The organism is Serratia sp. FGI94 (genome assembly GCF_000330865.1).
GTDB classification, from domain to species: domain Bacteria; phylum Pseudomonadota; class Gammaproteobacteria; order Enterobacterales; family Enterobacteriaceae; genus Serratia_B; species Serratia_B rubidaea.
Genome location: NC_020064.1, coordinates 2,842,196 through 2,868,694 on the forward strand (window position 1 = coordinate 2,842,196; position 26,499 = coordinate 2,868,694).

The window sequence follows — 26,499 nt, forward strand, 5'->3', positions numbered from 1 at the left end:
CATCTCCTAGGCCGCCTTGGCGTGCTTTTCGTACAAGAACGTCAGCACCTGCTGGCGGTAGCGGTGATAGGCCGGATCGTCCGCCAGTGCGACGCGCGCGCGCGGACGCTCCAGTTCGACCTGCAGCACTTCGCCGACCGTGGCGGCCGGGCCGTTGGTCATCATCATGACCCGGTCGGACAGCAGCACCGCTTCGTCAACATCGTGGGTGATCAGCACGATGGTGGTGTGCAGCCGCCGCTGAATATCCATCACCGCATCCTGCAGGTGGGCGCGGGTCAGCGCGTCCAGCGCGCCAAACGGCTCATCCATCAACAGCACTTTGGGCTTCATCGCCAGCGCACGGGCGATGCCGACCCGCTGCTTCATGCCGCCGGAAATCTCATGCGGCCGCTTATCCAGCGCATGGCCCATATGCACCAGCTCAAGGTTATGGGCGATCCAGTCGCGCATTTCCGCGCGGCTCATCTGGCCGCGAAACACCTGATTCACCGCCAGCGCCACGTTTTCGTAGGTGGTGAGCCACGGCAGCAGCGAGTGGTTCTGGAACACCACCCCGCGCTCCGGGCCGGGGCCGGCGATCTGCCGGTTGTCGCACAGCAGCACGCCGTCGCTCGGCAGCGTCAGCCCGGCGATCAAGTTCAGCAGCGTAGATTTACCGCAGCCGGAGTGGCCGATCAGGCTGACGGTTTCCCCCGGCTGAATATCGACGCTGACCTGATGCAGGGCGACAAACTCGCCCTGCGGTGTCGCAAAGCGCTGGCTGACGTTCTGGATCTGAATAATCGGTTTCATCGCGGCTCCTTACTGGCTCTGATAGCTAAAACGTTTTGCCAACCACATCAGTCCCTGCTCGAGCAGCAGGCCGACCACGCCAATCACCAGGATGGCGACGATGATGTTTTCGACGTTGAGGTTGTTCCACTCATTCCAGATCCAAAAGCCGATGCCGACGCCGCCGGTCAGCATCTCCGCCGCGACGATCACCAGCCAGGCGATGCCGATTGACAGGCGTACGCCGGTCAGCACATACGGCAGCACCGCCGGGAACAGGATTTTGCGCATCACCGTCCACTCCGACAGCTTCAGCACCCGCGCCACGTTGAGGTAATCCGCCGGGATGCGCGTGACGCCCTCGGCGGTATTAAGGATCATCGGCCAGATCGAGCAGATAAAAATGGTCCAGGTTGACGCCGGCTCGGAGCGCTGAAACAGCAGCAGGCCGATCGGCAGCCAGGCCAGCGGGCTGACCGGCCGCAGCAGGGAAATAATCGGCCCCAGCATATGCGCCATAAAGGCGAAGCGGCCGATCAGAAAGCCGACGGGAATGCCCACCAGCGCCGCCAGCGCGAAGCCGCCCGCCACGCGCTGCAGCGACGCCAGCACGTTCCACCCCAGCCCCTGATCGTTCGGCCCGGCGTAATAGAACGGGTCGGCGAACAGCGTCAGCGCCGCATGCCAGGTCGCCAGCGGCGTCGGGAACCCCTGGCTGTTTTGCGCCACAATCTGCCAGACAGCGATCGCCAACAGCAGCCCCAACAGCGCCGGCAGCGCGCGCCGCAGCAGCGGCTGCACGCGCAGACGCCGGCGCGGCGGCGCAACGGTTTCCGGCGCCGGGGCGGCCGGCGGCGTCTCTTTCAACGGGACAATCTGCGCGCTCACCGGCTCGGCGGCGGCGTCGATACGTTCAGCCAGATTCTTCATTGCCTACCTCTCACGTCACGTTTAACAGCAAAACTGTTGGCGTATGCCGCCGGGTTGCTGCCGTCCCAGCGTTTACCATCGAACAGGGTGCTGGCGCGCAGCGCGCTGGCCGGCAGGCTGACGCCGCCGACCGCCGTCGCCGCCTGCCGATAAATATCGATGCGATTAATACGCGTGGCGACCGCCAGATAATCCGGCTCGCTCCGCAGCAATCCCCAGCGCTGCTGCTGGGTCAGGAACCACATGCCGTCGGACAGATACGGGAAACTCACCTCGCCGTCGCGGAAAAAGCGCATCGCATGCGCGTCCTGCCAGCGTTTGCCCAGGCCGTTCTGGTAGTCGCCGAGCATGCGGCCGGTAAGAAACGCCGCGTTGGTGTTGATATAGGCGCGCCCCGCCAGCCGGTTGGCGCTGGCGATGCGGTTGGCGTCGGAGGCGTCGATCCAGCGCGCGGCATCCAGCACCGCCGCCGTCAGGGCGCGCGCGCTGTTGGGGTGGGCGCGCACCCAGGCGTCGGTGGTGCCCAGCACCTTTTCCGGATGATCCGGCCAGATCTCCTGCGTGGTAACGGCGGTAAAGCCGATATCTTCGGCAATCGCGCGCTGGTTCCACGGCTCGCCGACGCAAAAGCCGCTCATATTGCCGATTTTCATGTTCACCACCATCTGCGGCGGCGGCACCACCAGGTTACGCACGTCGTTGTAGGGGTGAATGCCGGCCTCCGCCAGCCAGTAGTTCAGCCACATGGCGTGGGTGCCGGTGGGGAAGGTCTGCGCAAAGCTGTAGGCGCCCTTCTCTTCGCCGTCGATCCGCGTTTTCAGCGCGGCGGCGTCGCGCACGCCGGCCTGTTTCAACTGGTTGGCCAGGGTGATGGCCTGGCCGTTGTTGTTGAGCGTCATCAGCACCGCCATATCGCGCTGCGGGCCGGCGGCCCCCAGCTGCAGGCCGTAAATCATGCCGTACAGCGCATGGGCGGCGTCCAGCTCGCCGGACAGCAGCTTGTCGCGCACCGCCGCCCAGCTGGCCTCTTTGCTGGGAATGATTTCGATGCCGTATTTCTCATCAAACTTGTTCACCGCCGCCATCACCACCGAGGCGCAGTCGGTCAGCGGAATAAAGCCGACGCGCAGCCGCTTTTTCTCCGGCGCGTCCGAGCCGGCGGCCCAGGCGGCATTGAACAGCCCCGGCGCCATCATGCTGCCGCCCAACGCCGCGCTGCCGAGCAGAAAGCGGCGGCGCGACAGCGCCATTCCCGGCGATTTGGTGTGCGTCATCAACAGCTCCTCATCTGGGTGTGAAAAACAAAAAAAGGCGTCCCGTCTGCACGCTCCACCCACGGTGAAACGCACAGCAAGGACGCCTTTATCCGAATTAGTCAGGTCATCAACCGCCGTTGGCCGATAACGCGTAAAGTAATGCAGCTTGCGTGCCAGTTTTCCCTGCGCCGGTTTATGCGGCCTGCCGCCGGCCGCGGTGCAGCCGTTGCACAACGGCGAGGCAGCGTCTGCACTGAGGGCGTGCAAATATCCTCAAAACAGGGGCGGCTATTTCCCCGGCAGAATGTCCGCCACCGCCAGCATGGCGCGGGCAATATCAATCAGACGCTTATTCTGGTCCATAGCCATTTTGCGCAGCAGCTGATAGGCGCTTTCTTCCGTCAGGCCGCGGTGCTGAATCAGCAGGCTTTTGGCGCGCTCGATTTCGCGCCGCTCCTGCAGGGTGGCGCGCGTCGCCGCCAACTCTTCCGACAGCGCCTGCAGCCGCTGCGACTGCTGGCGGATCATCGCCATCAGCGATCGCCCCAGCTGCGGGTTAACCCCGTCGTCAAGCAGCGCTTCGCCGTCGGCCGCCGGCGCGCTGACAAACACCGTATAGCCCGGCTCCAGCGCCGGCCACGTTGGCTCCGGCTGCGTCAGTGCCCGCTGCGCCGCGGCCAGGCTGGCGCGGCAGCCGTCCATCAGCGCGGCCGCCAGCCGATCCTCAATCTGTTTCATCGCGTCAATGCGCGCCGAGGTTATGTCAAACCAGCGCAGGCTGAGATCGCCGCCCGGCTGCCGCCGGGTGCAGGCCATGCGCCGCAGGCGTTCAAACTCGCGGTCGTCCTGCTGCTGCAGTTGCCGCCACTGCGCCAGCGACGCCGGGTCGGCAAACTCGACGAAGGTGTGAAAACAGCGCTCCTGGCCGTCAATCAGCTGCGGCAGCCGCTGCTGCGCCGCATCGTCAAACTGCCCGGCGGCAAACCCCGCCGCCCCCAGCGCCCGCTCCTGTCCGGCCAGCTCTTTACCCTGCATAAAGCTGAACATGGCGATCAGCCGGCGCGCCATCGCCGGCTCCAGACAGGCGTCCGTCGCCTCATACACCAGCGCCAGCAGGCTGTGAACGATCGCGTTAAAATGCTGCATCGCCTCCTCGGGCGTCAGACGGCGCGCCTCCGCCTGCTGTCGCAGCGTCGGCAATAGGGTGAGATGCTGCAGCGCGCCGGCGATGCGGCTGAACAGCCGGCCGGCGACCGCCAGCGGCGCAGTGGTCGCATCCAGCTGCGCCAGCAGGCGCTGTACCGCACGTTCGGCCTGTTCCACATCGCGCCGCCGCGCCGCCAGCCGGTCGCCGAACAGCACGCCCTGTGAGCAGAGATAAATATTCACCGTGCCCCGCTCGCGCTGCAGCATATGGATCAGTTGGCTTACCTCTCCCACCAGCTGCCCCATATGCAGCAGCTGTTGCAGGACGGTAATTTCACAGCGTTTCGACGCCAGCAGGAAATCGGCGGCGCTGGGCGGAAAGGCGGCATTGCGGCTCATGGTGCAGGCTCCGTTCAGCAAGAATAGGCGGAAACCTGCAAAAGCCGTGCCGGGACGGGAGCCGCGCGGGAACGGCGGCCGTTAATCAATTCCCTGCTCATTCAGCCAGCGGACCAGCGTATCGGCCAGCGCCTGCGGCTGCTCCAGCGGCAGCATATGGCCGCTGCCGTCAAGCACCTGCAGCGTGGCGCCGGCAATCGCCGCGGTCAGTTCCTGCGCCTCATCCAGCGAGCGCAACGCGTCTTGCGCGCCCGCGACCACCAGTGTCGGGCAACGTATCGCCGCCACGGGGACATCGTCCCTGCGCAGCGCCGACTGGCTCGCCAGCGCGGCATAGCCCAGCCGGTTGCCCATCTGTCTGATCGCCGCAATCAGCGCCGTATCCGCAGCACGGTCGGGGTGCAGTGAACCGGCAATCGCCGTGCGGCTCAGGCCGCTGAAGGTGGCGGCGGACAGGCTTTGCACCGCCCGCTGCTTCGACGCCATCTGCTGCTCGGTGTCCTCGCGCAGCGAGCTGGCCACCAGCACCAGCGCCGCCACCCGCTGCGGGTAATCTGCCGCCAGCTGTCTGGCGATATAGCCGCCCAGCGAGAAGCCAACCAGCACGAACCTGGGCGGCAGCGTCTCGGCAAGATGGCGGGCGATATCCCGGATGGTTTTTCCGCCGCTCAACGCGCCGTGCAGTACCGGCCAGCCGGCCGGCAGACAGGTTTGAAACCGCTGCCACAGCGTCTCATCCAACATAAAGCCGGGGATCAGCACCAGCGGACATGGGGTTATATTCACAATGTCTCTCTTATGCGGACGACGTCCGCAGAACAACAGCGGCCAACTCAGCTACCGGCAATTTTAGCCAATCTGCGGGCGCCTGAAAAAAAACGGCCTCCGCAGTGGGAGGCCGTCTGGGCGATCGTCAGCGGACGTTACACGCTTTTGAATTCCGCTTCCGCCTGGTCGAAACGTTCGGTCATCGCGGCCGACGGCTTGCCGCCCATCAGGCTGACCAGCACGATGGCGATGCTGGCGAACAGGAAGCCAGGGATGATTTCATACAGATCCAGCCAGCCGTACTGTTTCCATACCAGTACGGTGATCGCGCCAATCAGCATACCGGCCAGCGCGCCGTTGCGCGTCATGCGCGACCAGGTGACGGAGAACAGCACTACCGGACCGAAGGCGGCGCCGAAACCGGCCCAGGCGTAGCTCACTAGCCCCAGCACCCGGTTTTCCGGGTTGGCGGCCAAGGCAATAGCGATCAACGCCACCACCAGCACCATCACACGGCCGACCCACACCAGTTCGCGCTGGCTGGCGCCCTTGCGCAGGAAGGCTTTGTAGAAATCTTCGGTAATGGCGCTGGAGCACACCAGCAGCTGGCAGCTCAGGGTGCTCATTACCGCCGCCAGAATTGCCGACATCAGGATACCGGCCACCCACGGGTTAAACAGGATCATTGCCAGTTCGATAAACACCCGCTCGCCGTTTTCCGAGACGTTGCCCGCCTGTTCAGGGTTATTGGCAAAGTAGGCGATGCCGAAGAAGCCGACCGCGATGGTGCCCGCCAGGCACAGAATCATCCAGGCCATGCTGATGCGGCGTGCGCTGCGGATGGTGCGGTGGGAATCCGCCGCCATAAAGCGCGCCAGAATGTGCGGCTGGCCGAAGTAGCCCAGGCCCCAGCCGAGCAGCGACAGGATCGCCACCAAATTCAGCCCTTTCAGCATATCCAGGTTGGCCGGGTTCTTCGCCTCGATCACCAACATAGAAGTATCAATGCCGCCGACGGCCAGGATCACGAACACCGGCGTCAGGATCAGCGCAAAGATCATCAGGCTGGCCTGCACGGTATCGGTCCAGCTTACCGCCAGGAACCCGCCGATAAAGGTGTACAGAATGGTCGCCGCCGCGCCGGCCCACAGCGCGGTTTCATAACTCATGCCGAAGGTGCTTTCAAACAGGCGCGCGCCGGCGACGATGCCGGAGGCGCAGTAGATGGTGAAGAACACCAGGATCACCACCGCCGAAATCACCCGCAGCAGTTTGCTGTTGTCTTCAAATCGGCTGGTGAAGTAGTCCGGCAGCGTCAGCGCGTTGTTGTTGGCTTCGGTATGCACCCGCAGCCGCCCCGCCACCAGTTTCCAGTTCAGGTAGGCGCCGATCGTCAGGCCGATAGCGATCCAGCTTTCGGAGATGCCGGACAGAAAAATCGCGCCCGGCAGGCCCATCAGCAGCCAGCCGCTCATATCAGACGCGCCGGCGGAGAGCGCGGTCACCACGCTGCCCAGGCTACGGCCACCAAGGATGTAATCATCAAAGTTGTTGGTCGCCCGGTAGGCGAGTAAGCCGATCAGCACCATCCCGAAGATATACACCAGGAAGGTCACCAGCATAGGTGTGCTTATTGTCATTCAACTCTCCACTTTCATTTTCCCCTTCATCCTTCGCCGGCAACGCCGTGAATTCTTTCGGGTGTTTTAATTCGCGCTGTAGTGCGGTGTCTGTCGCCTGCCGACGCGTCGGAACGAAACGCCGTCGGCGCAGTGCGTAGTCGATACTAGTTTCTGCCCGGTATTGTCAGACCGCTGGCTATCCTAGATGACCTTTTTGCTATTCAACAACACTTTTAACAACAAAGTTACACAAAGTTCACCCTGCGTCACATTTAACCAGGTTATCGGTTGCACTCCCCCTACTCATTTGTAGTTGCACCCTGACTGCATTAGCCATAAAAATTCAGGGGTGACCGGTTATACTGCATATTCCCCGGCCAGCGCTGAATAATGAGCAAAAATCATGCCGCTTCCCGCGGTCAAAAAATCGAGTTATCTCACACTTCGTTAATCAGCCTGATTTAACAAGGTTGCACAAAGTTGCAACATGCAGGATATTGTCAGCCTTCAGACAGACACAACATATTTCACGAGCCTATCCCCGCAGGCTAAAAGCGGCCCGGAATTTGTATAGCCTGCCGGGATAGGTTCTAAACTCACAGGAGCTGGATGGTATGGGCACGACCACTATGGGCGTCAAGCTTGATGAAGCAACGCGCGATCGCATTAAAACCGCTGCACAACGCATCGATCGCACGCCGCACTGGTTAATCAAACAAGCCATTTTTAATTATCTCGAACGCCTTGAGAGCGGTTCCGATATCCCTGAAATTCCTGCAGTTAATGCCGCCGGCAATGCCGAAGCGGACGACATTATGCCGCAAGCGCAGGAAGAGTCCCACCAGCCGTTCCTGGAATTTGCCGAACACATTCTGCCGCAGTCGGTCACGCGCGCCGCCATTACCGCCGCCTACCGCCGTCCGGAGCAGGAAGCGGTGCCGATGTTACTCGAACAGGCGCGCTTACCGGCCGATCTTGCACAGGCCACGCACAAGATGGCCTACGGCATCGCCGAGAAGCTGCGGAACCAAAAGAGTGCACACGGACGCGCCGGCATGGTGCAAGGCCTGCTGCAGGAGTTCTCACTCTCCTCACAGGAGGGCGTGGCGCTGATGTGTCTGGCGGAGGCGCTGCTGCGCATTCCGGACAAACCAACCCGCGATGCGCTGATCCGCGACAAAATCAGCACCGGCAACTGGCACTCCCACCTAGGACGCAGCCCGTCGCTGTTCGTGAACGCCGCCACCTGGGGCCTGCTGTTCACCGGTAAACTGGTGTCCACCCATAACGAGGCCAACCTGTCGCGCTCGCTGAACCGCATTATCGGCAAGAGCGGCGAGCCGCTGATCCGTAAAGGCGTCGATATGGCGATGCGCCTGATGGGCGAGCAGTTCGTCACCGGCGAAACCATCGCCGAGGCGCTGGCCAACGCGCGCAAGCTGGAAGACAAAGGCTTCCGCTACTCCTACGACATGCTGGGCGAGGCCGCGCTGACCGAGGAGGACGCGCAGGCCTATATGGTTTCCTACCAGCAGGCCATCCACGCCATCGGCAAGGCCTCCAACGGCCGCGGCATTTATGAAGGCCCGGGGATCTCCATCAAGCTGTCCGCCCTGCACCCGCGCTACAGCCGCGCACAGTACGACCGGGTGATGGAGGAGCTGTATCCGCTGCTGCTGTCGCTGACCCTGCTGGCGCGTCAGTACGATATCGGCATCAATATCGACGCCGAAGAGGCCGACCGCCTGGAGATCTCACTCGACCTGCTGGAAAAACTCTGCTTCGAACCGCAGCTGGCCGGCTGGAACGGCATCGGCTTCGTGATTCAGGCCTATCAGAAGCGCTGCCCGGCCGCCATTGACGCGGTGATCGACATCGCGCAGCGCAGCCGTCGCCGCCTGATGATCCGTCTGGTGAAGGGCGCCTACTGGGACAGCGAAATCAAACGCGCCCAGATGGACGGCCTGGAAGGCTACCCGGTCTATACCCGCAAGGTCTACACCGACGTCTCTTACCTGGCCTGCGCACGCAAGCTGCTGTCGGTGCCGAATCTGATTTACCCGCAGTTCGCCACCCATAACGCCCACACGCTGAGCGCGATTTATCATATGGCGGGCAACAACTACTATCCGGGGCAGTATGAGTTCCAGTGCCTGCACGGAATGGGCGAGCCGCTGTACGAGCAGGTGGTGGGTAAAATCGCCGACGGCAAGCTGAACCGTCCGTGCCGCATCTACGCGCCGGTCGGCACCCACGAAACGCTGCTGGCCTATCTGGTGCGTCGCCTGCTGGAAAACGGCGCCAACACCTCGTTCGTCAACCGCATTGCCGACACCACGCTGTCTCTCGATGAGCTGGTGGCCGATCCGGTGCTGGCGGTCGAGGCGCTGGCCGCCAGCGAAGGCCAGATTGGCCTGCCACATCCTAAAATTCCGTTGCCGCGCGATCTGTACGGCGAAAAACGCGTTAACTCCAGCGGTCTGGATCTGTCGAACGAGCATCGCCTGGCCTCGCTGTCCAGCGCCCTGCTCACCAGCGCCGCGCAAGAGTGGCGCGCCGATCCGATTATCGACGCCGAGAGCGACCAGGGCGTGGAGCAGCCGGTGATTAACCCGGCCGAGCCGAGCGATGTGGTCGGCTACGTCCGTGAAGCGACCGAAGGTGAAGTCAGCCGCGCGCTGGACGCCGCCGCCGCCGCCGGCCCGATCTGGTTCGCTACCCCGCCGGCAGAGCGCGCCGCGGTGCTGGAGCGCGCCGCCGAGCTGATGGACGGCCAGCTGCAGAGCCTGATCGGCATTCTGGTGCGTGAAGCGGGCAAAACCTTTAACAACGCCATCGCCGAAGTGCGTGAAGCGGTCGACTTCCTGTATTACTACGCCGGTCAGGTACGCGATGACTTCGCCAACGACAGCCACCGTCCGCTGGGGCCGGTAGTGTGCATCAGCCCGTGGAACTTCCCGCTGGCTATCTTCACCGGGCAGATCGCCGCGGCGCTGGCCGCCGGCAACAGCGTGCTGGCCAAGCCGGCGGAGCAAACGCCGCTGGTGGCCGCCCAGGCGGTGCGCATTCTGCTGGAGGCCGGCATTCCGCACGGCGTACTGCAGCTGCTGCCGGGCCTCGGGGAAACCGTCGGCGCGCAGTTGGTCAATGATGAGCGCGTGCGCGGCGTGATGTTCACCGGCTCCACCGCCGTGGCCGGCATTCTGCAGCGCAGCATCGCCGGACGTCTGGATCCACAGGGGCGTCCGACGCCGCTGATCGCCGAAACCGGCGGCCTGAACGCAATGATCGTCGACTCCTCCGCCCTGACCGAGCAGGTGGTCACCGACGTGGTGGCCTCCGCGTTCGACAGCGCCGGCCAGCGCTGCTCCGCGCTGCGCGTACTGTGCATTCAGGAAGACGTGGCGGAACACACGCTGCAAATGCTGCGCGGCGCCATGGCGGAATGCCGCATGGGCAACCCGGAACGTCTGTCCACCGACATCGGCCCGGTGATCGATGCCGAAGCCAAAACCGGCATTGACCGCCATATTCAGACCATGCGCTCCAAAGGCCGCAAGGTGTATCAGGCGGCGCAGCGCAACGCGCAGGATGAGAAAGAGTGGCCGCGCGGCACCTTCGTCAAGCCGACGCTGATTGAGCTGGAGAGCTTCGACGAACTGCAGAAAGAGATTTTCGGTCCGGTGCTGCACGTGGTGCGCTACCGTCGCGCCAACCTGGAAGCGCTGGTCGATCAGATTAACGCCGCCGGTTACGGCCTGACGCTGGGCATCCACACCCGTATTGATGAAACCATCGCGCGGGTGACCGAACGCGCCAAAGTGGGCAACCTGTACGTCAACCGCAATATGGTCGGCGCGGTGGTCGGCGTCCAGCCGTTCGGCGGCGAAGGCCTGTCCGGCACCGGCCCGAAAGCCGGCGGCCCGCTGTACCTCTACCGCCTGCTGGCCAACCGTCCGGAAGACGCGGTGCAGCGCACGCTGGATCGTCAAGACGCCGAGCGTCCGATGGAGGCCAGCGCGCGTCCGGCTCTGCTGGCACCGCATCAGGCGCTGGAGAAATGGGCGGTGGCGGAAAACCTGCGCGATCTGGCGCAGCTGGCGCAGCGCTATGCCGAGCTCGGCCAGGGCGGCACCGTACGTCCGCTGCCTGGCCCGACCGGCGAACGCAACACCTACGCCCTGCTGCCGCGCGAGCGCGTACTGTGCCTGGCGGATAACGACGCCGACGCGCTGACGCAGCTGGCCGCCGTGCTGGCGGTCGGCAGCCAGGTGCTGTGGCCGGAAGCCGAGCTGCAGCGCACGCTGTACCGCCGTCTGCCGAATGAGGTGCAGGCGCGCATTGCCTTCACCAAGGACTGGCAGAGCGATAAGGTGGAGTTCGACGCCGCCATGCACCACGGCGACGCCGATCAACTGCGTATCCTGTGCGAGCAGATCGCCCAGCGCAGCGGCGCTATCGTCTCCGTGCAGGGCTTCACCCACGGCGAAACCAATATCCTGCTGGAACGCCTGCTGGTTGAACGCTCGCTGAGCGTCAACACCGCCGCCGCCGGCGGTAACGCCAGCCTGATGACCATCGGCTGATCGGCCAGCGCCTAGTAACACAAACCCCGCCTTTGGCGGGGTTTGTGTTGACGGTAGTATCGTTTGACGCCCGGGATACCCAAACCTCAGGTAACGCGTTATGACGCCCTTTTAATTCAAGCTCAGGCGTTAGGATCGACGCCCGCGAGTTTGGCAATCACCAACATGACGCCGCCAACCGCAATCATGTTCATCCAGATAAAATGCATCCAATAATATATCGTGATCCATCCCGTCAATTCGCGAGGAAGGGACTGCATAAAGGCATAGGCATCTGCGGGTGCAAAGGTATCTTTCCCGATTTTTATTTTTTTATCTTTTAGCAACTGATAAAAAAACACGGTGGGGAAATAGCTGCCAAAGTAGCCAAAATACACCGCAAGTTGATTGAAGTCGTTCATGTATAAACTCTCCCCTTGGTATACGGCAACGAGGCGTTCATACTTTTTGCGGTTTATCCCGAAAAAAATCATGGTAAGGAAACCAATAAAACAGGCCAAAAAAGAGAGTATTGCCCCGGTATATCCCAACATCAAAAGCATTAGCCACCTACTATTTTATAGATAAGATCACCGCCAAACTCACCGAGCGTACTCCCTACGGTACTACCAGCCAGACTTCCGGCAGAAGCACCGACTATCGCACAGGCAACGCCCGCGCTGCCGGCCATGGGGGCACTGATCACTCCCAACGCAACGCAAACACCGCCCCCGGCCAACGCCCCCCCAACTACCACCTAAAGCTCCAAATCCAGCACCAAGAATAAATGAGCCATACCCTTTTAACGCGACGCGGCCACATTCGTTTTCACGGCCGACCGTACAGGAATTATAGATATCATTGGTAGTACTGGTTGCAGCAACGCCCAACCCTACCCAGCCGGCGTTGCGCATAAACCTGATGGCTCTGCTGGTGCCGTCCAGGTAGGTAGAATAACCATGAATCGCGCCAACGCCCGCCGTCGTCCATTCATGCACGATAGAGCGACTTGATAAATTTAAGGCTCTTTTTATGCTTTCGTATGGATGCAAATTCAGGATTTTGCGCGGCAGTCGGTTAAAAATGGGCTTATCCAACATCGCCTTCAGTTCGCTGAACAAGCGGCTGCGCTCGACAAAAAACTGCTGGCTAATCAACGTTCCTTGCGTACGAAACTGGTTCTGGTACGTGCTCTCGATCTTCTTGAGAATCTCCTCAATACGACTGAAATAACGCTTTCCGGCATCGCTGGCCGTTCCCAGCCCCGTGCTGCTACCATTAAGGACGGTGGCGATAGTCTGATAATGACGATGAAGAAAGCTTGCCTGTTCCGCATCCATCTGCGACATCGCCTGATTAACCTGATTTTTCGCCTGGCGTAACTGCTGTAGGGCAGGCCCCTGCCGGGTGTTATTCGGGTCGGCAACGATCAGGATATGCCCGGGTTTCACCCAGGGTGTATCGGCATTAAGCTGCATGAAGTAACGCGCCGCTTCGCTGCGCGGATTGCTAAACAGTATGTTGCCTTGTGCAGAGAGCGTACCTGGCGTTTCAACGACGCAGTAACCAGGCTCAATACGCTGGCGAGGAGGAAAGGCCATTATAAGACTCCTTGTCGTAATGACGCTTATACCCGTCATACTTCAAGCTGCAGATGCGTTGGCTGCGCTCTGTCACCCGAATCACTTACTACAGTAAGCTCATCGGGATTCCTTCCCTTGCCGCCTTCCTGCAACTCGAATTATTTAGGGTATAGATGATATTTACGTGAGTGTACTTTAAACGATCCCAGCTCAGGGTTTCAACAACGACAGCGGTCTATCTGACCGACGTAAGTCACAGATATTACTAGGAATAAACTTAAATTCACAGCGCGGCGGACAGATAGCGGATAATCAGCATACTGCCTGACGCCAGCAGGATCATATTAATCAGTTTCAGGAACTGTTCACGTGACATCTTGAGCGTGAAATAGCGGCCAAGCGTAATACCCAGCAGCATCCCCGGTGCCAGCGCCAACGCCAGCAGCAACAGATCGGCGTCAAAATAGACCCCGGCCAGCGCAAAAATCACCACCCGGGTCAGCGTGCTCAGGCCGATCAGCGTGGTCTGCGTAATGCGCATCGTTTCTTTGCGCTCAATGCGTCCGCTGAGGTAAATCGCGTAAATAAAACCGCCGCTGCCGAACAGCGCGCTGAACACCCCACCGACCAGGCCAAACGGTACGGCGGCCTTGGCGGAAAAGCGGCGATCCGGTTTCAGGCCGCTGAGTGCGTAGACGGCATACAGCACCACGAAGATCCCTAGCGCCAACAGCAGGATATCGGGCCGGGCTCTTAACAGAATCAGCGCACCAATCAGGCTGCCGGCGATCATCAGCGGGATCAGCCGCTTTAATTCCGGCCGGTTTGCGTTGCGCCCGTCGCGGCTCACATTGACCAGCGCCGCGCACATATCCAGCAGCGCCAGCAAGGGCACGATTTTCGCCACCGGGATATACAGCGCCATCACCGGGCTGGCGATCAGCGCGGTGCCAAACCCGGCAATGCCGAAGATCACATAGGCCGCCAGCAGCGCGCCGGCCAGCACCAGATAATGGGAAAGCTGCAGTGCGTCTTGCATGCCGGTATCCGCCTGATGTTATGGCCGGCCGGCCGGCACGGCGTGTTTCAGCTGTCTCAGCCGACTGCGGGTGCGCTGGATGTCTTCCTGCGCCACGCCGTCAGTCATCACGTCCAGCGGGTAGTCGCTGATGATATACAGCCGGCAACCCTGATCGTAAAGCACGTCAATCACGTTGATAAAACGCTGCTGCGCCGCCGCAGACTGGGTCGCCAGCGCCGGAACGTCTTCGATAATCCAGCAGCGGCAGCGTTCGCACAGCGCCAGATAATCCATCACCGCCGTCGGCGCCACGCACAGCGCCGCAAAGGAAAAGTGCAGCACGTCGCCGGCGGGAGAAAGCACCGCCAGCCTGCGGTAGCCAACCTCGAGGGCGTGCTCACCGTCAGGCAGCGGCAGCCCGCACGCCCGGCGCTGCTCTGCGCTGCCGGGGCCCAGATAGACGCCCTCGCAAAACGGCGTGCTGTCATTCGCCCCCAGCAGGCGGTAATCCTGCCCGCCGGTCAGCGCGAAGATCTCCATATGCTGTTTGATTAACGCTATCGAGGGCACAAAGCGCTGGTGGTAGAGAGGGTTGGCCAACAGTTCATCCGGCGGATAGTTGGAGGTTGTCACCAACACAATCTGCCGCTGAAAAATAAACTCCAGCAGGGGTTTGATCAGCATCGCGTCGCCAATATCGTGCAGATGGAACTCATCAAAACACAATAGCCGGCAGTCGCCCAGCTGCGCGCTCAACACCTCGGTTATTGACCGCCCGCGGTTATCCTGTGCGGCCATGCGTTGGTGTAGTTCACGGAAAAAATAATGGAAGTGTACGCGGCGTTTGCTGCGGATTGGTGCCGCATCATAAAACGCGTCGAGGATAAACGTCTTGCCCCGCCCGACCTTACCCCACAGATAAACGCCGCCGGCATGATGCGGCGGGCGGGGTGCCTGAGCAGCGATCAGGCTGCCCAGCCGAGCCACGACGCGACACTGATCGTCATCCAGCACAAAGCCATGCGCGCTGGATTTTTCCTGCATCAGCGCCACAAAATCAAACTGCGTTTCGCTGCCGCTCATGAGACCCTTCCATAGTTAAAAAACCAGACAACGCCGGCTGTGCCAGCCAACGACCAAGTATAGAACCTGATGCAGATTCTCTGCCCAAAAACGACGACGGTGTGATGCAGGGCACGGGCGGGTTGAACAAACCGGGCGCGGCATGCCACGCCCGGCAGCGTTTACTGGTTAATAAACTTATCGAGGAACTGACGGGTGCGCTGGTGCTGAGGGTCGGCAAACAGCGCCTTCGCCGGCCCCTGTTCGACAATGCGGCCGTTGTCCATAAAGATGGCGCGGTCGGCGACGTCGCGGGCAAAGCTCATTTCGTGGGTGACGATCACCATGGTGCGCTTCTCTTCCGCCAGCGCGCGAATGGTGTTGAGCACCTCGCCCACCAGCTCCGGGTCCAGCGCCGAGGTGGGTTCGTCAAACAGGATCACTTCCGGCTGCATCGCCAACGCGCGGGCGATCGCCACCCGCTGCTGCTGACCGCCGGACAGGCGCTTCGGATAGGCCTGCTCTTTGCCGCTCAGCCCGACCTTCGCCAGCAGCTCGCGGGCGCGCTGCTCAGCCTTGGCGCGCTCTTCGCCCTTCACGATCACCGGCCCTTCGATGATGTTCTCCAGCACCGAACGGTGCGGGAACAGGTTGAAGTTCTGAAACACAAACCCCACCTGCTGACGCAGTTCGCGCACCTGGCTTTTCTGTTTACCGAGCGAGCGTGCGCTGTCGATCTCGATATCGCCCACGCGGATAGTGCCGGAATCCGGCACTTCCAGCAGGTTGATGCAGCGCAGCAGCGTGGTCTTCCCCGAGCCGCTCGGCCCGATAATGGCCACCACTTCGCCGGAATTCACCTCGAGATCGATACCGTGCAGCACCGTATGGCCATTGAACTTTTTCACTACGTCCTTTACTTCGATGGCGCTCATGGGCTTATTCCTTATCCTGACGGTTAACGTGCGATTCCAGACGGTTCTGCAGCGCAGACAGCAGCGTCGCCATCAGCCAGTAGATCAGCGATGCCGCCAGATACATGGTGAACACCTCCAGCGTGCGCGAGGTGATCATCTGCGCCTGACGGAACAGTTCCGGCACCTGGATCGTCGCCGCCAGCGAGGTGTCTTTCACCAGCCCGATAAAGCTGTTGCCCAGCGGCGGCAGCGCGGTGCGCGCCGCCTGCGGCAGGATCACCCGGCGCAGGGTCTGCCACGGCGACATGCCGATGCTGGCTGCCGCTTCCCATTGCCCTTTATCAATGGAGGAGATGGCGGCGCGCAGGGTTTCCGAGGTGTAGGCTGCCGTATTGAGCGACAGGCCGATCAGCGCCGCCGGGAACGGGTCAAACTCAATGCCAAACTGCGGCAGACCGTAATAAATCATAAACAGCTGGGCAATCAGCGGCGTGCCGCGGAACAGCGACACGTAAATACGCGACAGCCACGACAGCGGCCAGAAATGCGAAAGGCGCATCAGCGCCAGCAAAAAGCCCAGAATCAGCCCCAGCGCCATCCCGCCCAGGCTCAGCTGCAGCGTAAGTATGGCGCCCTTCAATAAAAACGGCGCTGAATCCAGCGCCAGTTGAATACTTTCTTGCATTATTTCGTTACGTCCGCACCAAACCATTTGTCAGATATTTTCGCCAGCGAGCCGTCTTTCTGCATCTCGGCGATCGCCTGGTTAATGGCGTTCAGCAACTCCGGATTATTTTTACGCACCGCAACGCCGGACTCCTGACGGGAGAACGCCGGGCCGGCGACCGCCAGCGTATTGCCGGTTTTCTTCACCAGATCCAGCGCCGCCAGACGGTCCACCAGAATCACGTTGATGCGGCCGACGCGCAGATCCTGATATTTGGTCGGGTCGTCGTCATAGGTGCGCACGTCAACGCCCTGCACATTTTCGCGCAGCCACTGTTCATAGTTGGTGCCGAGGCCCACGCCGACCTTTTTACCCTTCAGGTCTTCCGGCTTGGCGATCTGCCCCTCGTTGCCCTTCTTCACCAGCGCCTGAATGCCGGAGACGGTGTACGGCGTGGAGAAGTCATATTTTTTCTTCCGCTCGTCGGAAATGGTGACCTGATTGATCACCACGTCGATGCGTTTGGAATCCAGCGACGCCAGCATGCCGTCCCATTTGGTCGGGCTCAGCTTGGCCTTGACGCCCAGATGCTGCGCCAATGCGTTGGCGAAGTCCACTTCGAAGCCGGTCAGCTTACCGTCTTCCCCCTGGAAACTGAACGGCGGATAGGTGCCTTCCAGCCCCACTTTCAGCGTACCGTTATGTTTGACCTGCTCCAGCAGATTGTCTGCCGCGAAGGCGTTTGCCGTCAGGCCGGCGGTCAGCGCCACCGCCATCATCCCCAGTGCCAGTTGGCGTCGAACTTTGGAAAAGAGCATAGATACCCCGTATAAAATGTTATCTTTTTTGATTTCAGGACTTTAACAGCCTGCATCGCGGTATAAAGGAATATTACCTAATAAATATAGTCCAGAATGGAATATAACTACCTGCCAGTCTATACCTGCGGGTGATAGGCAAACAGCGCCGGCGCGCCGCCGGTGTGTACAAACAGGATCGGGCCGTCATCGCGGAAGCGCCCCTGGGCAATGCCGTCGATCAGTCCGGCCATCGCCTTGCCGGTATACACCGGGTCGAGCAAAATGCCTTCCTGCTGCGCCAGCAGTTGCACCGCCGCCATGCCCTCGTCGTTTGGCATGCCGTACTGCGGCGCAAAATAGTCATCCCATAGCGTAATCGGCGCCTGCGCCTCCAGACCCAGCGAATGGGCCAGCGCCTGCCGGATCTGTTCAACCTTCGGCAACTGCTCCTCGGCGCGGCGTGAAACGGTGACGCCAATCAGTTCGCTGTCCGGCAGCAGCTGCTGCAGCCCGAGCGACAGACCGGCATGGGTGCCGGCGCTGCCGGAGGCCACCAGCACGGAACTAAAGGCAACGTCCTTGCCCTGATGCGCGATTTCCAGCGCGCACTGCACGTAGCCCAGCGCGCCGAGCGCGTTAGAGCCGCCCACCGGCACCACATAAGGCCGGAAGCCCTGCGCTTCCAGACGCGTCGCCAGCGCCTCCAGCTGCTGCTGCGGCGCGTGCAGCGCATCGCACATCACCACTTCCGTATTGAACAGATCCAGCAGCAGACGGTTGCCGTTGCTCAGGTAGTTTTCCGCCTGCGTATTGATGGGGTTTTCCAGCAGCGCCACGCAGTGCAGGCCAAGTTTGGCGGCGACGGCGGCGGTCTGGCGGACGTGGTTGGACTGGATGGCGCCGGCGGTCACCAGCGTATCGGCCCCCTGCTCCAGCGCATCGGCGGCCAAAAACTCCAGTTTTCTCAGTTTGTTGCCACCCATAGCCATCGGCGTGACGTCGTCACGTTTGATGTATATTTCACGGCCAAGGTAGTCAGAAAGGCGGGACAGTTTCTCCAGCGGCGTGGCGGAGCCAACCAAATCGAGGCGCGGGAATTGCGCCAGTTGCTGTTGCAGATTCACAGCTTACTCCCAGTAAAGCGGTATTAACGTCTGACAGCTAGGTGTAACAGAAGTGACGTCAATAATCACTCATTATTCATCATGGGAGTGCCGGCGACCGCCCGCAGACGGCCGCCACGGGCCTAGTAGCTCTTCTGCCAGGCGAGATACTGGTCGTATTTACGCAACGCGATGCGATAGTTGTTGTGTCCAGCGCTGGGCAGATCGTCAATCAGGTGATGGCTGCAGCCGTTGCTGAATTTGCCAGCCGGATAGTTGCGCGCGGTCAGCATTTCATCCAACCGCCGCAGGCGCACCACATATTCACGTACGGTGCTGTGGCTCATTTCGGTCTGTTCGAACAGGTACTGCTTGAACGCCATAATGTCGAAGTAGCTGGGGTGGCTGTTGCAGGAAATTTCACTGCAGAACCGGCACAGCGCGGTCAGCTCCTGCTGCACATTTTGCCATACCTGATCATCGATCGGCTGATCCATGCGGGCGATGGCCTCTTTATTGATGATCTTGCCGCGAAACACCAGCGCCATGCGGTCCAGCAATTTGCCGCACTGACCGCAGTGGATCTGGGTGTGTTTGTAATCTTTCATATAGCGGCTCAGCGGCCGCTTTTTCAGTACTGTTCCAGACATAATGACAGCTCCTGTTATCGCCGATCAATCATTTGCCAAACGGGCGCGCAGACGTTTAATCGCCTGGCTGTGTAATTGACTGACGCGCGATTCTCCGACGTCCAGCACCGCGCCAATCTCCTTCAGGTTCAACTCCTCCTGGTAATAGAGCGTCAGCACCACCTTCTCGCGCTCCGGCAGGGCTTCGATGGCATTAATCACCCGCTGACGCAGGTTGCCCTCCAGCAGCTGCTGCAGCGGGTTGGCCTCTTCATGCCCTTCCAGCATCAGCTCGACGCTTTCCCCCTGCTCTTCGCGCCACTCGTCGTAGGAGAACAGCTGGCTGTTATTGGTATCCAACAGGATCTGACGGTAATCGCTGAGCGAAATATCCAGCGCCTGCGCCACCTCCAGTTCGGCAGGCGGACGCCCCAGCTGCTGTTCCAGCCGCTGCATCGCCTGCGCCACTTCGCGGGCGTGGCGCCGTACGCTGCGCGGCACCCAGTCGCGGCTGCGCAGCTCATCGAGCATCGCGCCGCGGATGCGCTGCACCGCATAGGTGGTAAAGGCGGTCCCCTGCAGCGCGTCGTAACGTTCGACGGCGTTCAGCAGCCCGATGCCGCCGGCCTGCAGCAGATCGTCAAGCTCGACGCTGGCGGGCAGCCGGACCTGCAGGCGCAGTGCCTCGTGGCGCACCAGCGGAACGTAGCGCAGCCAGAGGGAGTTTTTGTCCATTACGCCTTCGGCGGTATACAGATCGCTCACTATGTCTAAAACCTGCGGATTAAGGAGTCAGCGTTATTATCCGCAGCGGGCGCAATGACAATCGGCGGAACAGCCGCAAAAAACGGGCCTTATTTACCCCATGCGGCTCAACGCCGGCGCACGGGCATAAAAAAACCCCGCCGAGGCAGGCGGGGTGATAAGCGACAGTTAATCGGAGAGCGGGGATTAACGCAGCAGAGACAGCACGTTCTGAGTCGACTGGTTAGCCTGCGCCAGCACGGAGGTGCCAGCCTGCTGCAGGATGTTGGCGCGGCTCATGTTGGACACTTCGGTCGCGTAGTCGGCATCCTGAATACGGGACTGGGAAGCGGACAGGTTGTTAACGGTGCTGTTCAGGTTGTTGATGACAGAATCGAAACGGTTCTGTACCGCACCCAGAGAAGAACGCAGTTTATCAACCTGAGACAGCGCTTTGTCCAGGGTATCCAGCGGCGTTTTCATGGTAACGGCGGTGCCGCCTTCGGTGACCTTACCGTCTTTATCTACGGTCGCTGACGCATAGGTTTTTTCACCGGTGGTCGCATCGGTGGTTTCAACGAACATGGTATCTTTACCATCCGCATCTTTACCGGTAATCAGCGTTTTGCCCGCCGCCAGGCCGCTCTTCGCCGTATCCGGGTCATAGCTCACATCTTCACCGGTAGAGGCCTTGATGGTAGTCCCCTTGGCAACTTCGCTGCCCGCGGTCGGACCTTTAACGGTCACGTCAAAGCCTTCCAGACCCAGCTGCTTGGCATCGATTTTTTGCAGATCGATGTTGATGGTTTCGCCGTCGTTAGCGCCAACCTGGATGGTCAGAGACTGGTCTTTGCTCAGCACTTTCACGCCGTTGAAGTCAGTTTGTTCAGAGATACGGTTAACTTCAGACAGACGCTGGGTGATCTCGTCCTGGATGGATTTCAGGTCGCTGTCAGAGTTAGAACCGTTCTGCGCCTGTACGGTCAGACGACGGATGTTCTGCAGGTTGTCGTTGACTTCGTTCAGCGCGCCTTCGGTGGTCTGCGCCAGGGAGATGCCGTCGTTGGCGTTGCGGGACGCCTGAGTCAGGCCTTTGATGTTGGCGCTGAAGCGGTTGGAGATCGCCTGGCCGGCCGCATCATCCTTCGCGCTGTTGATACGCAGACCGGAAGACAGACGCTCGATCGCGGTGCCCAGAGAAGACTGAGATTTGTTCAGGTTGTTCTGCGCCATCAGCGACAGGCTGTTGGTGTTAATTACTTGTGCCATAGTGTGAGTTTCCTTACGAATCAGTATGAATGCATAGCGTCATTCATATTCACAATTAAAGGTTCGGGCTGTTGCCCACGGCGTCAATCACCGTCCACTCAGGTATCGGCGCAGCCCTTGCAACCTTTAGATTTTTTTTATTTTTTTTTCGCCATTGCCCAATGGCGTAAATAACACGCCTTTTCCCTCTTCTATTGCGCCATCGTTTTTTACTTTTCTGCGTAAACTTTTCATCCGCCGGGCCGATAACGCATTAACTGAATACAACCAACAAGGAGCACGCCCCATGGCAGCGATCAGTTCATTAGGCATCAGCACCGGCATGGACATGAATGGATTACTGGACAAACTGAGCCAGGCGGAAAAGCAGCGTCTGACGCCCTACACTACCCAACAGAGCAGCTACAACGCCAAGCTGACCGCCTACGGCACGCTGAAGGGCGCGCTGGAGAAGTTTGACAACCTGAGTAAAGAACTGGCCAAACCGGAATTTTTCACCAACACCACCGCCAGTAAACACGATCAGTTTAACGTCACCACCAACGCTAAAGCGGTGCCGGGCAACTACACCATCACCGTCGATCAGCTGGCGCAACCGCAAACGCTGACCACGCAAGCCAAGATTGCCAGCCAGACGGAGAAGCTGGGTGAAAGCGGCGCCAGCGACCGTTCCCTCACCCTGACCTCCGGCAACCCGCCGAAAGCGGTAACTATTCCGCTCGGCGACGACCAGACGTCGCTGGTGGAAATGCGCGACGCCATCAACGGCGCCAAGGCGGGCGTCAACGCCAGCATCATGCGCGTCGGCGACAATGAGTACAAACTGGCCATCAGCGCCAGCACCCCGGGCGCAGAGAGCAAAATCTCCGTGCAGGTGAATAACGACGACAAACTGGGCGCGGTGCTGAACTACGACAGCACCAGCGGCACGGGCGCGCTGCAGGAAACGGTAAAAGGCCAGGACGCCAAAGTCACCATTAACGGCACGCAAATTCAGCGCAGCACCAACTCTATCTCCGATGCGCTGCAGGGCGTAACGCTGGATCTGAAGACCCTCACCAAGCCTGGCGAATCGCAAAACCTGGTGATTGACGCCGACAAGAGCGGCTCTGCCGACAAGATCAAAGAGTGGGTCGACAGTTACAACTCCCTGCTGGATACCTTTAACTCGCTGACCAAATACACGCCGGTAAAAAGCGGCGAGGCGCAGTCAAACAGTAACGGCGCGCTGCTGGGGGACAACACCCTGCGCGGCATTCAGTCATCGATTAAGAACGCGCTGAGCGCCGCGCAGAATAACCCGGAACTCAAGGGCCTCGGCAATCTGGGCATCAAGACCGATATCAAGACCGGCAAGCTGGAAATCGACAGTGACAAACTGAAAAAAGCGATTGAAGACAAGCCGGACCAGGTAGCGAACTTCTTTGCCGGCAACGGTAAAGACAGCGGTATGGCGACGGAAATTCATAACGAGATCCAGAACTATATCAAGGCCGGCGGCATTATCGAGAGCTCCACCAAGAGCATCAACAGCAGCCTCGACCGGCTGAATACGCAAATCGACCGCGTGTCGGAAAGCATTCAGAACACCATCGACCGCTATAAACAGCAATTCGTCCAGCTGGATACCGTTCTGACCAAACTCAACGGCACCAGCAGCTATTTAACCCAACAGTTCTCTTGAGCAGTCTAAAGACAGGTAAACAACAGCATGTATAACCGTAGCGGAACGCAGGCCTACGCACAGGTTGGTTTGGAAAGCGGCGTCATGAGCGCCAGTCCGCATCAGTTAATCGTAATGCTATTCGACGGGGCGCAAAGCGCCCTGTCCCGCGCACGCATACTGATGGAACAAGGCAATATCACCGGCAAGGGCCAGGCGCTGTCCAAGGCGATAAACATTATCGACAACGGCCTGAAAAGCGGGCTAGACCACCAGCAAGGCGGCGAGATCGCTGCGCAGCTCGATGCGCTGTACGACTATATGAAACGCCGTCTGCTGCAGGCCAACCTGCATAATGACCTGCAGGCGCTCGACGAAGTGGCGAAACTGCTGGAAAATATCGCCGACGCCTGGCGACAAATCGGCCCCAATTATCAACCCGCGCAGGACGCCATGTAATGGAACGTCAACAGCAACTGTTATCCGCATATCAGCATATCACCACCCTCAGCGCGCAAATGCTCGCGCTGGCGCAGAACGGCGAATGGGATCGTCTGGTGGAAATTGAGCTGAGCTATGTCACCGCGGTAGAAAAAACCGCAGACTTCTCTGACGTGATGGCGTCATCCATGGCGCTGCAGGAACTGTTGCGCCATAAGCTGCAGCAAATACTGGATAATGAAACGCAGCTGCGCGCCTTATTGCAGCAGCGTCTGACAGAATTAAAATCCTTAATCGATCGGTCAACGCAGCAAAGCGCCGTTAACGCCACCTACGGACAATTTCACGACCGCGCCCTACTGTTAGGGGAGCCGCAGGGCCAATAAGCGCCCTGGCCGTTTTTTGCCGCTGGCCGTACGGTTGATGAGACTTAACGCCCGGTACGCTTTTCGTTTATCCTGTGCACTTATTCTCGGCGGTGACGGTTTCCCCGGCAGTTACCGTTTGGCCCGGCGAGATAAATCGTGGATAAATATCATCCCGACATGGACGTTTTCTGTTCAGCAGGAAATTAATTTTTGGCAGGAAATAAGCAGGACTGCGCGTTATCGCGTATGGAAAAAAGTTGCCCCGATGAGCGGCAACGCGTAAAGATATTCTCAGAGACTGGCTGCAAAGCGAATATCGATGGAACGCACAATTAATCTTTGTCCCGGGATCGGTAGCTCGGCGCATATTATTCAACATACTGAACTGTTACTCCCTTCAGTGTATTTCGAACAACCTCACCTGTATCTGATCCAGGAGGGATGCAAACGCATCCGTTGGCAACAGCATGAAGTGGTGGCGAACACCGGCGATTTGCTGCTGATTGATGGCGGACAAACCGTTGATATTATTAATAGCCTGTCTGGCGATGGCCGCTTCAGCTGCCATCTGATCACCTGCGATCCGCAGCTGTTCGCCACCGCGCCCGCCCCCAACGAGGTGTCAGCGGCCGGCACGTTTTCCGGCGTCCGCACGTTGCCGAATATCCCCTGCGGATTTATTCACAGTTTTGAAACCACGCATCTGGCGCTGACGCTGCATCACAGTTTTCCAGCGGCGATCACCCGCCATAAGCTGCTGGAGATTTTGCTCTGGCTGGCGCAGTACGGCGTAAAATTCGTCCACGGTGAAGTCAAAGATCTGACGCAGCGCGTACGCCGCTGTCTGGCCACCGATCCGCACAGCATCTGGAGCGCAGCAAAGGTAGCCGCCAGCCTATCGATGAGCGAAGTCGTGCTGCGGCGTAAGCTGTCGGCGGAAAACACCGCCCTGCGCAACCTGATGATTGATGTGCGCATGAGCAGCGCGCTGGCGCTGCTGCAATCCACCGACTGGCCGATTTCCGCCATTGCTCAACACGTCGGCTATGAAAGCGCCTCGCGCTTTGCCGAGCGTTTCCGTAAGCGCTTTGGTTTTGCCCCGACCGCCATCCGCGGGCATCAGCGCGTGATGGAGCCGGCAAGCGGCTAACGATATGCGCCATTCCCCAAGGGGGTGAGCAATGGCGCAATGACTTAGCGCAGGCTCGGGATAATAATGGCGGCAAAGATGGCGGCGATTAGCAGCCATTTCAGCAGGTAATAGCCGCGACGGTTGCGCTTTTTCAACCGCTGGCCCGCATCGCGGATCGCATTGACGTATTTGAAAATACGGTTGATAAAGCCGGTGCGGTCCTGCTCGTCATTGGGCGAACTGGCCGCCGACATCAGCGTCTTGCCGACCCAGTGGTTCACCGCCTGCGCCCAGCCCCACTTCATTGGCCGTTCGATATCGCAGAACAGGATAATCCGCGTCTGCTCCGTACCGTTTTGCGCCCAGTGCACATAGGTTTCGTCAAAGATCACCGCCTGGCCGTCGCGCCAGCTGTGACGCTGGCGATCCACCTCGATAAAGCAGCGGTCGTCATTCGGCGTCACCAGCCCCAGGTGATAACGCACCGACCCGGCGTAAGGATCCCGGTGTTTACCCAGATGGCTGCCGGCCGGCAATTCGGCGAACATCGCCGCCTTAACCGACGGGATCTGGTTAAGCAGCGCGACGGTATTGGGGCATAACGCCAGCGCCGAAGGGTGGGTGTCGCTATACCATTTGAGATAAAAACGCTTCCAGCCGCGCTTGAAAAAGGTGTTGAACCCGGCGTCATTGTGACTTTGCGCCGCCTTGATGTGGTCCTGCAGGCGCAGGGCCTCCTCGCGAATCACCTGCCAGTTGTCGGTCAACGGCTGCAGCTCGGGAAAGATCTGCGGAGCAAAGTAAGGTTGTTTCGCCGGCAGGCGGGAGAAGCCGGTCATAAACATGTTGACCGGCCCCATAAAGGTGGAGTGATCGAAAAGCTGCCTGCCAACTTTTTGTTTTTCTTGCCCGCGGGAGTGGGCGTACATAAAACTGATAAGGAAAATACCGATGATAATTGCTGCAACCATAGAGTCCGTCCTACAGAGTCGTTCTGTCAAAATCGCAGGAATTATAATTTCACGCCAAAAAAAGTTTAATTATTTTGTGCCTTTTGGTTATGTGTTTGTTAATAAATGGGTTATGTTCTCACCCGTCATGCCCGCCACAAACACCTGGGAACAGAAACGGCCATGCAATACATGGCCGCGATAAGATCATTGCTTAGCTAGGATATAGGCTAATACAATGAGAATGGCTATTATTACGATACTTATTTTCCGCCATCCAGCTTCACTTTTTATACTCATAACATTCCCTGGTGAATCACATAACCAAAACGCAACCATTTTAATTTAATGACATAGGGAGGACCAGGTGTTAACACTTATTTCTTAGCAAAAAATTGAATATGTCGATCTAAATCACTGTATCTCTGCTACGGTGCCTATTCCTCTCATTAATATCAACATGAATACTAACATCAAAAACAAATAAACATAATTAAGTCTTCCTGCCTGCACGTACACACTTTCTTCTTGCACAGCAATACGAGGCAAACGGATCAGCACATACTTCTGCTGTCACTTCTCGCCCCGGCATATCCGATGCCGTGGACGGGTTGTTTTTTATACCATTCAGAAAAAAAAGATATTTTCCTTAGGAAACAATCCCATAATTCATCGATCTGATGAATATAA

General features: G+C 59.4%; 24 protein-coding genes. 5 read left to right on the forward strand and 19 right to left on the reverse strand.

Annotated elements, in window-relative coordinates:
- Positions 1–6 precede the first annotated feature (6 nt).
- From D781_RS12915 to putP, 6 genes are all read right to left on the reverse strand, one after another.
- Entirely contained in the window at positions 7–795 is a 789-nt protein-coding gene (locus D781_RS12915; RefSeq protein WP_015672780.1) for an ABC transporter ATP-binding protein, read from the reverse strand.
- A gap of 9 nt (positions 796–804) precedes the next feature.
- Entirely contained in the window at positions 805–1,704 is a 900-nt protein-coding gene (gene ntrB, locus D781_RS12920) for a nitrate ABC transporter permease (RefSeq protein ID WP_015672781.1), read from the reverse strand.
- Positions 1,701–2,978 carry a CmpA/NrtA family ABC transporter substrate-binding protein gene (locus tag D781_RS12925; RefSeq protein ID WP_015672782.1) on the reverse strand — a complete coding sequence of 426 codons (1,278 nt, stop codon included), beginning with the start codon at positions 2,976–2,978 and terminating at the stop codon, positions 1,701–1,703. Before D781_RS12925 ends, ntrB begins: the two co-directional genes overlap by 4 nt.
- A 270-nt stretch (positions 2,979–3,248) precedes the next feature.
- Positions 3,249–4,505, reverse strand: coding sequence for a nitrate regulatory protein (locus D781_RS12930; RefSeq protein ID WP_015672783.1), 1,257 nt, complete (start codon positions 4,503–4,505; stop codon positions 3,249–3,251).
- 81 nt (positions 4,506–4,586) lie between these two features.
- The gene (locus D781_RS12935) at positions 4,587–5,291 is read right to left on the reverse strand and encodes an alpha/beta hydrolase (protein WP_015672784.1); all 705 of its coding nucleotides are present in this window, start codon (positions 5,289–5,291) and stop codon (positions 4,587–4,589) included.
- Positions 5,292–5,428: 137 nt separating this feature from the next.
- Positions 5,429–6,913 carry a sodium/proline symporter PutP gene (gene putP, locus D781_RS12940; protein ID WP_015672785.1) on the reverse strand — a complete coding sequence of 495 codons (1,485 nt, stop codon included), beginning with the start codon at positions 6,911–6,913 and terminating at the stop codon, positions 5,429–5,431.
- A 596-nt stretch (positions 6,914–7,509) separates the two neighbouring features.
- On the opposite strand from putP, the gene putA reads away from it, so the two are divergent.
- Positions 7,510–11,481, forward strand: coding sequence for a trifunctional transcriptional regulator/proline dehydrogenase/L-glutamate gamma-semialdehyde dehydrogenase (putA, locus tag D781_RS12945; protein WP_015672786.1), 3,972 nt, complete (start codon positions 7,510–7,512; stop codon positions 11,479–11,481).
- Between the two features lie 122 nt (positions 11,482–11,603).
- Here the strand turns inward: putA and D781_RS12950 are convergent, their stop codons facing one another.
- From D781_RS12950 to D781_RS24145, 12 genes are all read right to left on the reverse strand, one after another.
- Positions 11,604–11,882: a hypothetical protein gene (locus tag D781_RS12950; RefSeq protein WP_233494089.1), complete on the reverse strand. Its 279-nt coding sequence runs from the start codon at positions 11,880–11,882 to the stop codon at positions 11,604–11,606.
- A gap of 204 nt (positions 11,883–12,086) precedes the next feature.
- On the reverse strand, positions 12,087–13,061 hold the full coding sequence (locus D781_RS12955; RefSeq protein ID WP_015672788.1) for a hypothetical protein: 975 nt from the start codon (positions 13,059–13,061) through the stop codon (positions 12,087–12,089).
- A 265-nt stretch (positions 13,062–13,326) separates the two neighbouring features.
- Positions 13,327–14,082 carry a sulfite exporter TauE/SafE family protein gene (locus D781_RS12960; protein ID WP_015672790.1) on the reverse strand — a complete coding sequence of 252 codons (756 nt, stop codon included), beginning with the start codon at positions 14,080–14,082 and terminating at the stop codon, positions 13,327–13,329.
- 18 nt (positions 14,083–14,100) lie between these two features.
- Positions 14,101–15,147: a cell division protein ZapE gene (gene zapE / locus D781_RS12965; protein ID WP_015672791.1), complete on the reverse strand. Its 1,047-nt coding sequence runs from the start codon at positions 15,145–15,147 to the stop codon at positions 14,101–14,103.
- A gap of 161 nt (positions 15,148–15,308) precedes the next feature.
- Complete coding sequence (gene tcyN, locus D781_RS12970) at positions 15,309–16,061, reverse strand: L-cystine ABC transporter ATP-binding protein TcyN (RefSeq protein WP_015672792.1); 753 nt, start codon at positions 16,059–16,061, stop codon at positions 15,309–15,311.
- 4 nt (positions 16,062–16,065) lie between these two features.
- Positions 16,066–16,728 (reverse strand): cystine ABC transporter permease, encoded by a 663-nt coding sequence (gene tcyL, locus D781_RS12975; RefSeq protein WP_015672793.1) that lies wholly within the window; start codon positions 16,726–16,728, stop codon positions 16,066–16,068.
- On the reverse strand, positions 16,728–17,528 hold the full coding sequence (gene tcyJ, locus D781_RS12980) for a cystine ABC transporter substrate-binding protein (RefSeq protein WP_015672794.1): 801 nt from the start codon (positions 17,526–17,528) through the stop codon (positions 16,728–16,730). The genes tcyL and tcyJ overlap by 1 nt, the downstream gene beginning before the upstream one ends.
- 119 nt (positions 17,529–17,647) lie before the next feature.
- Positions 17,648–18,634 carry a D-cysteine desulfhydrase gene (locus D781_RS12985; protein WP_015672795.1) on the reverse strand — a complete coding sequence of 329 codons (987 nt, stop codon included), beginning with the start codon at positions 18,632–18,634 and terminating at the stop codon, positions 17,648–17,650.
- Between the two features lie 122 nt (positions 18,635–18,756).
- On the reverse strand, positions 18,757–19,263 hold the full coding sequence (gene fliZ, locus D781_RS12990; RefSeq protein ID WP_015672796.1) for a flagella biosynthesis regulatory protein FliZ: 507 nt from the start codon (positions 19,261–19,263) through the stop codon (positions 18,757–18,759).
- A 24-nt stretch (positions 19,264–19,287) separates the two neighbouring features.
- A complete protein-coding gene (locus D781_RS12995) occupies positions 19,288–20,007 on the reverse strand; it encodes an RNA polymerase sigma factor FliA (RefSeq protein WP_015672797.1) in 720 nt (239 codons plus the stop codon).
- Between the two features lie 186 nt (positions 20,008–20,193).
- Positions 20,194–21,255, reverse strand: coding sequence for a flagellin FliC (locus D781_RS13000; RefSeq protein ID WP_015672798.1), 1,062 nt, complete (start codon positions 21,253–21,255; stop codon positions 20,194–20,196).
- A gap of 126 nt (positions 21,256–21,381) precedes the next feature.
- A complete protein-coding gene (locus D781_RS24145; RefSeq protein ID WP_233494090.1) occupies positions 21,382–21,567 on the reverse strand; it encodes a hypothetical protein in 186 nt (61 codons plus the stop codon).
- On the opposite strand from D781_RS24145, the gene fliD reads away from it, so the two are divergent.
- From fliD to D781_RS13020, 4 genes are all read left to right on the forward strand, one after another.
- Positions 21,542–22,939 carry a flagellar filament capping protein FliD gene (gene fliD / locus D781_RS13005; protein ID WP_015672799.1) on the forward strand — a complete coding sequence of 466 codons (1,398 nt, stop codon included), beginning with the start codon at positions 21,542–21,544 and terminating at the stop codon, positions 22,937–22,939. The two genes, D781_RS24145 and fliD, sit on opposite strands and share 26 nt — an antisense overlap.
- Positions 22,940–22,966: 27 nt before the next feature.
- On the forward strand, positions 22,967–23,377 hold the full coding sequence (gene fliS / locus D781_RS13010; RefSeq protein WP_015672800.1) for a flagellar export chaperone FliS: 411 nt from the start codon (positions 22,967–22,969) through the stop codon (positions 23,375–23,377).
- The gene (gene fliT / locus D781_RS13015) at positions 23,377–23,745 is read left to right on the forward strand and encodes a flagella biosynthesis regulatory protein FliT (protein ID WP_015672801.1); all 369 of its coding nucleotides are present in this window, start codon (positions 23,377–23,379) and stop codon (positions 23,743–23,745) included. The genes fliS and fliT overlap by 1 nt, the downstream gene beginning before the upstream one ends.
- Positions 23,746–24,046: 301 nt before the next feature.
- Positions 24,047–24,877, forward strand: a complete 831-nt coding sequence (locus tag D781_RS13020; protein ID WP_015672802.1) for a helix-turn-helix transcriptional regulator — start codon at positions 24,047–24,049, stop codon at positions 24,875–24,877.
- Between the two features lie 44 nt (positions 24,878–24,921).
- Here D781_RS13020 and lpxO read toward each other — a convergent pair whose 3' ends face one another.
- Complete coding sequence (gene lpxO, locus D781_RS13025) at positions 24,922–25,830, reverse strand: lipid A hydroxylase LpxO (protein WP_015672803.1); 909 nt, start codon at positions 25,828–25,830, stop codon at positions 24,922–24,924.
- Between the last annotated feature and the right edge of the window lie 669 nt (positions 25,831–26,499).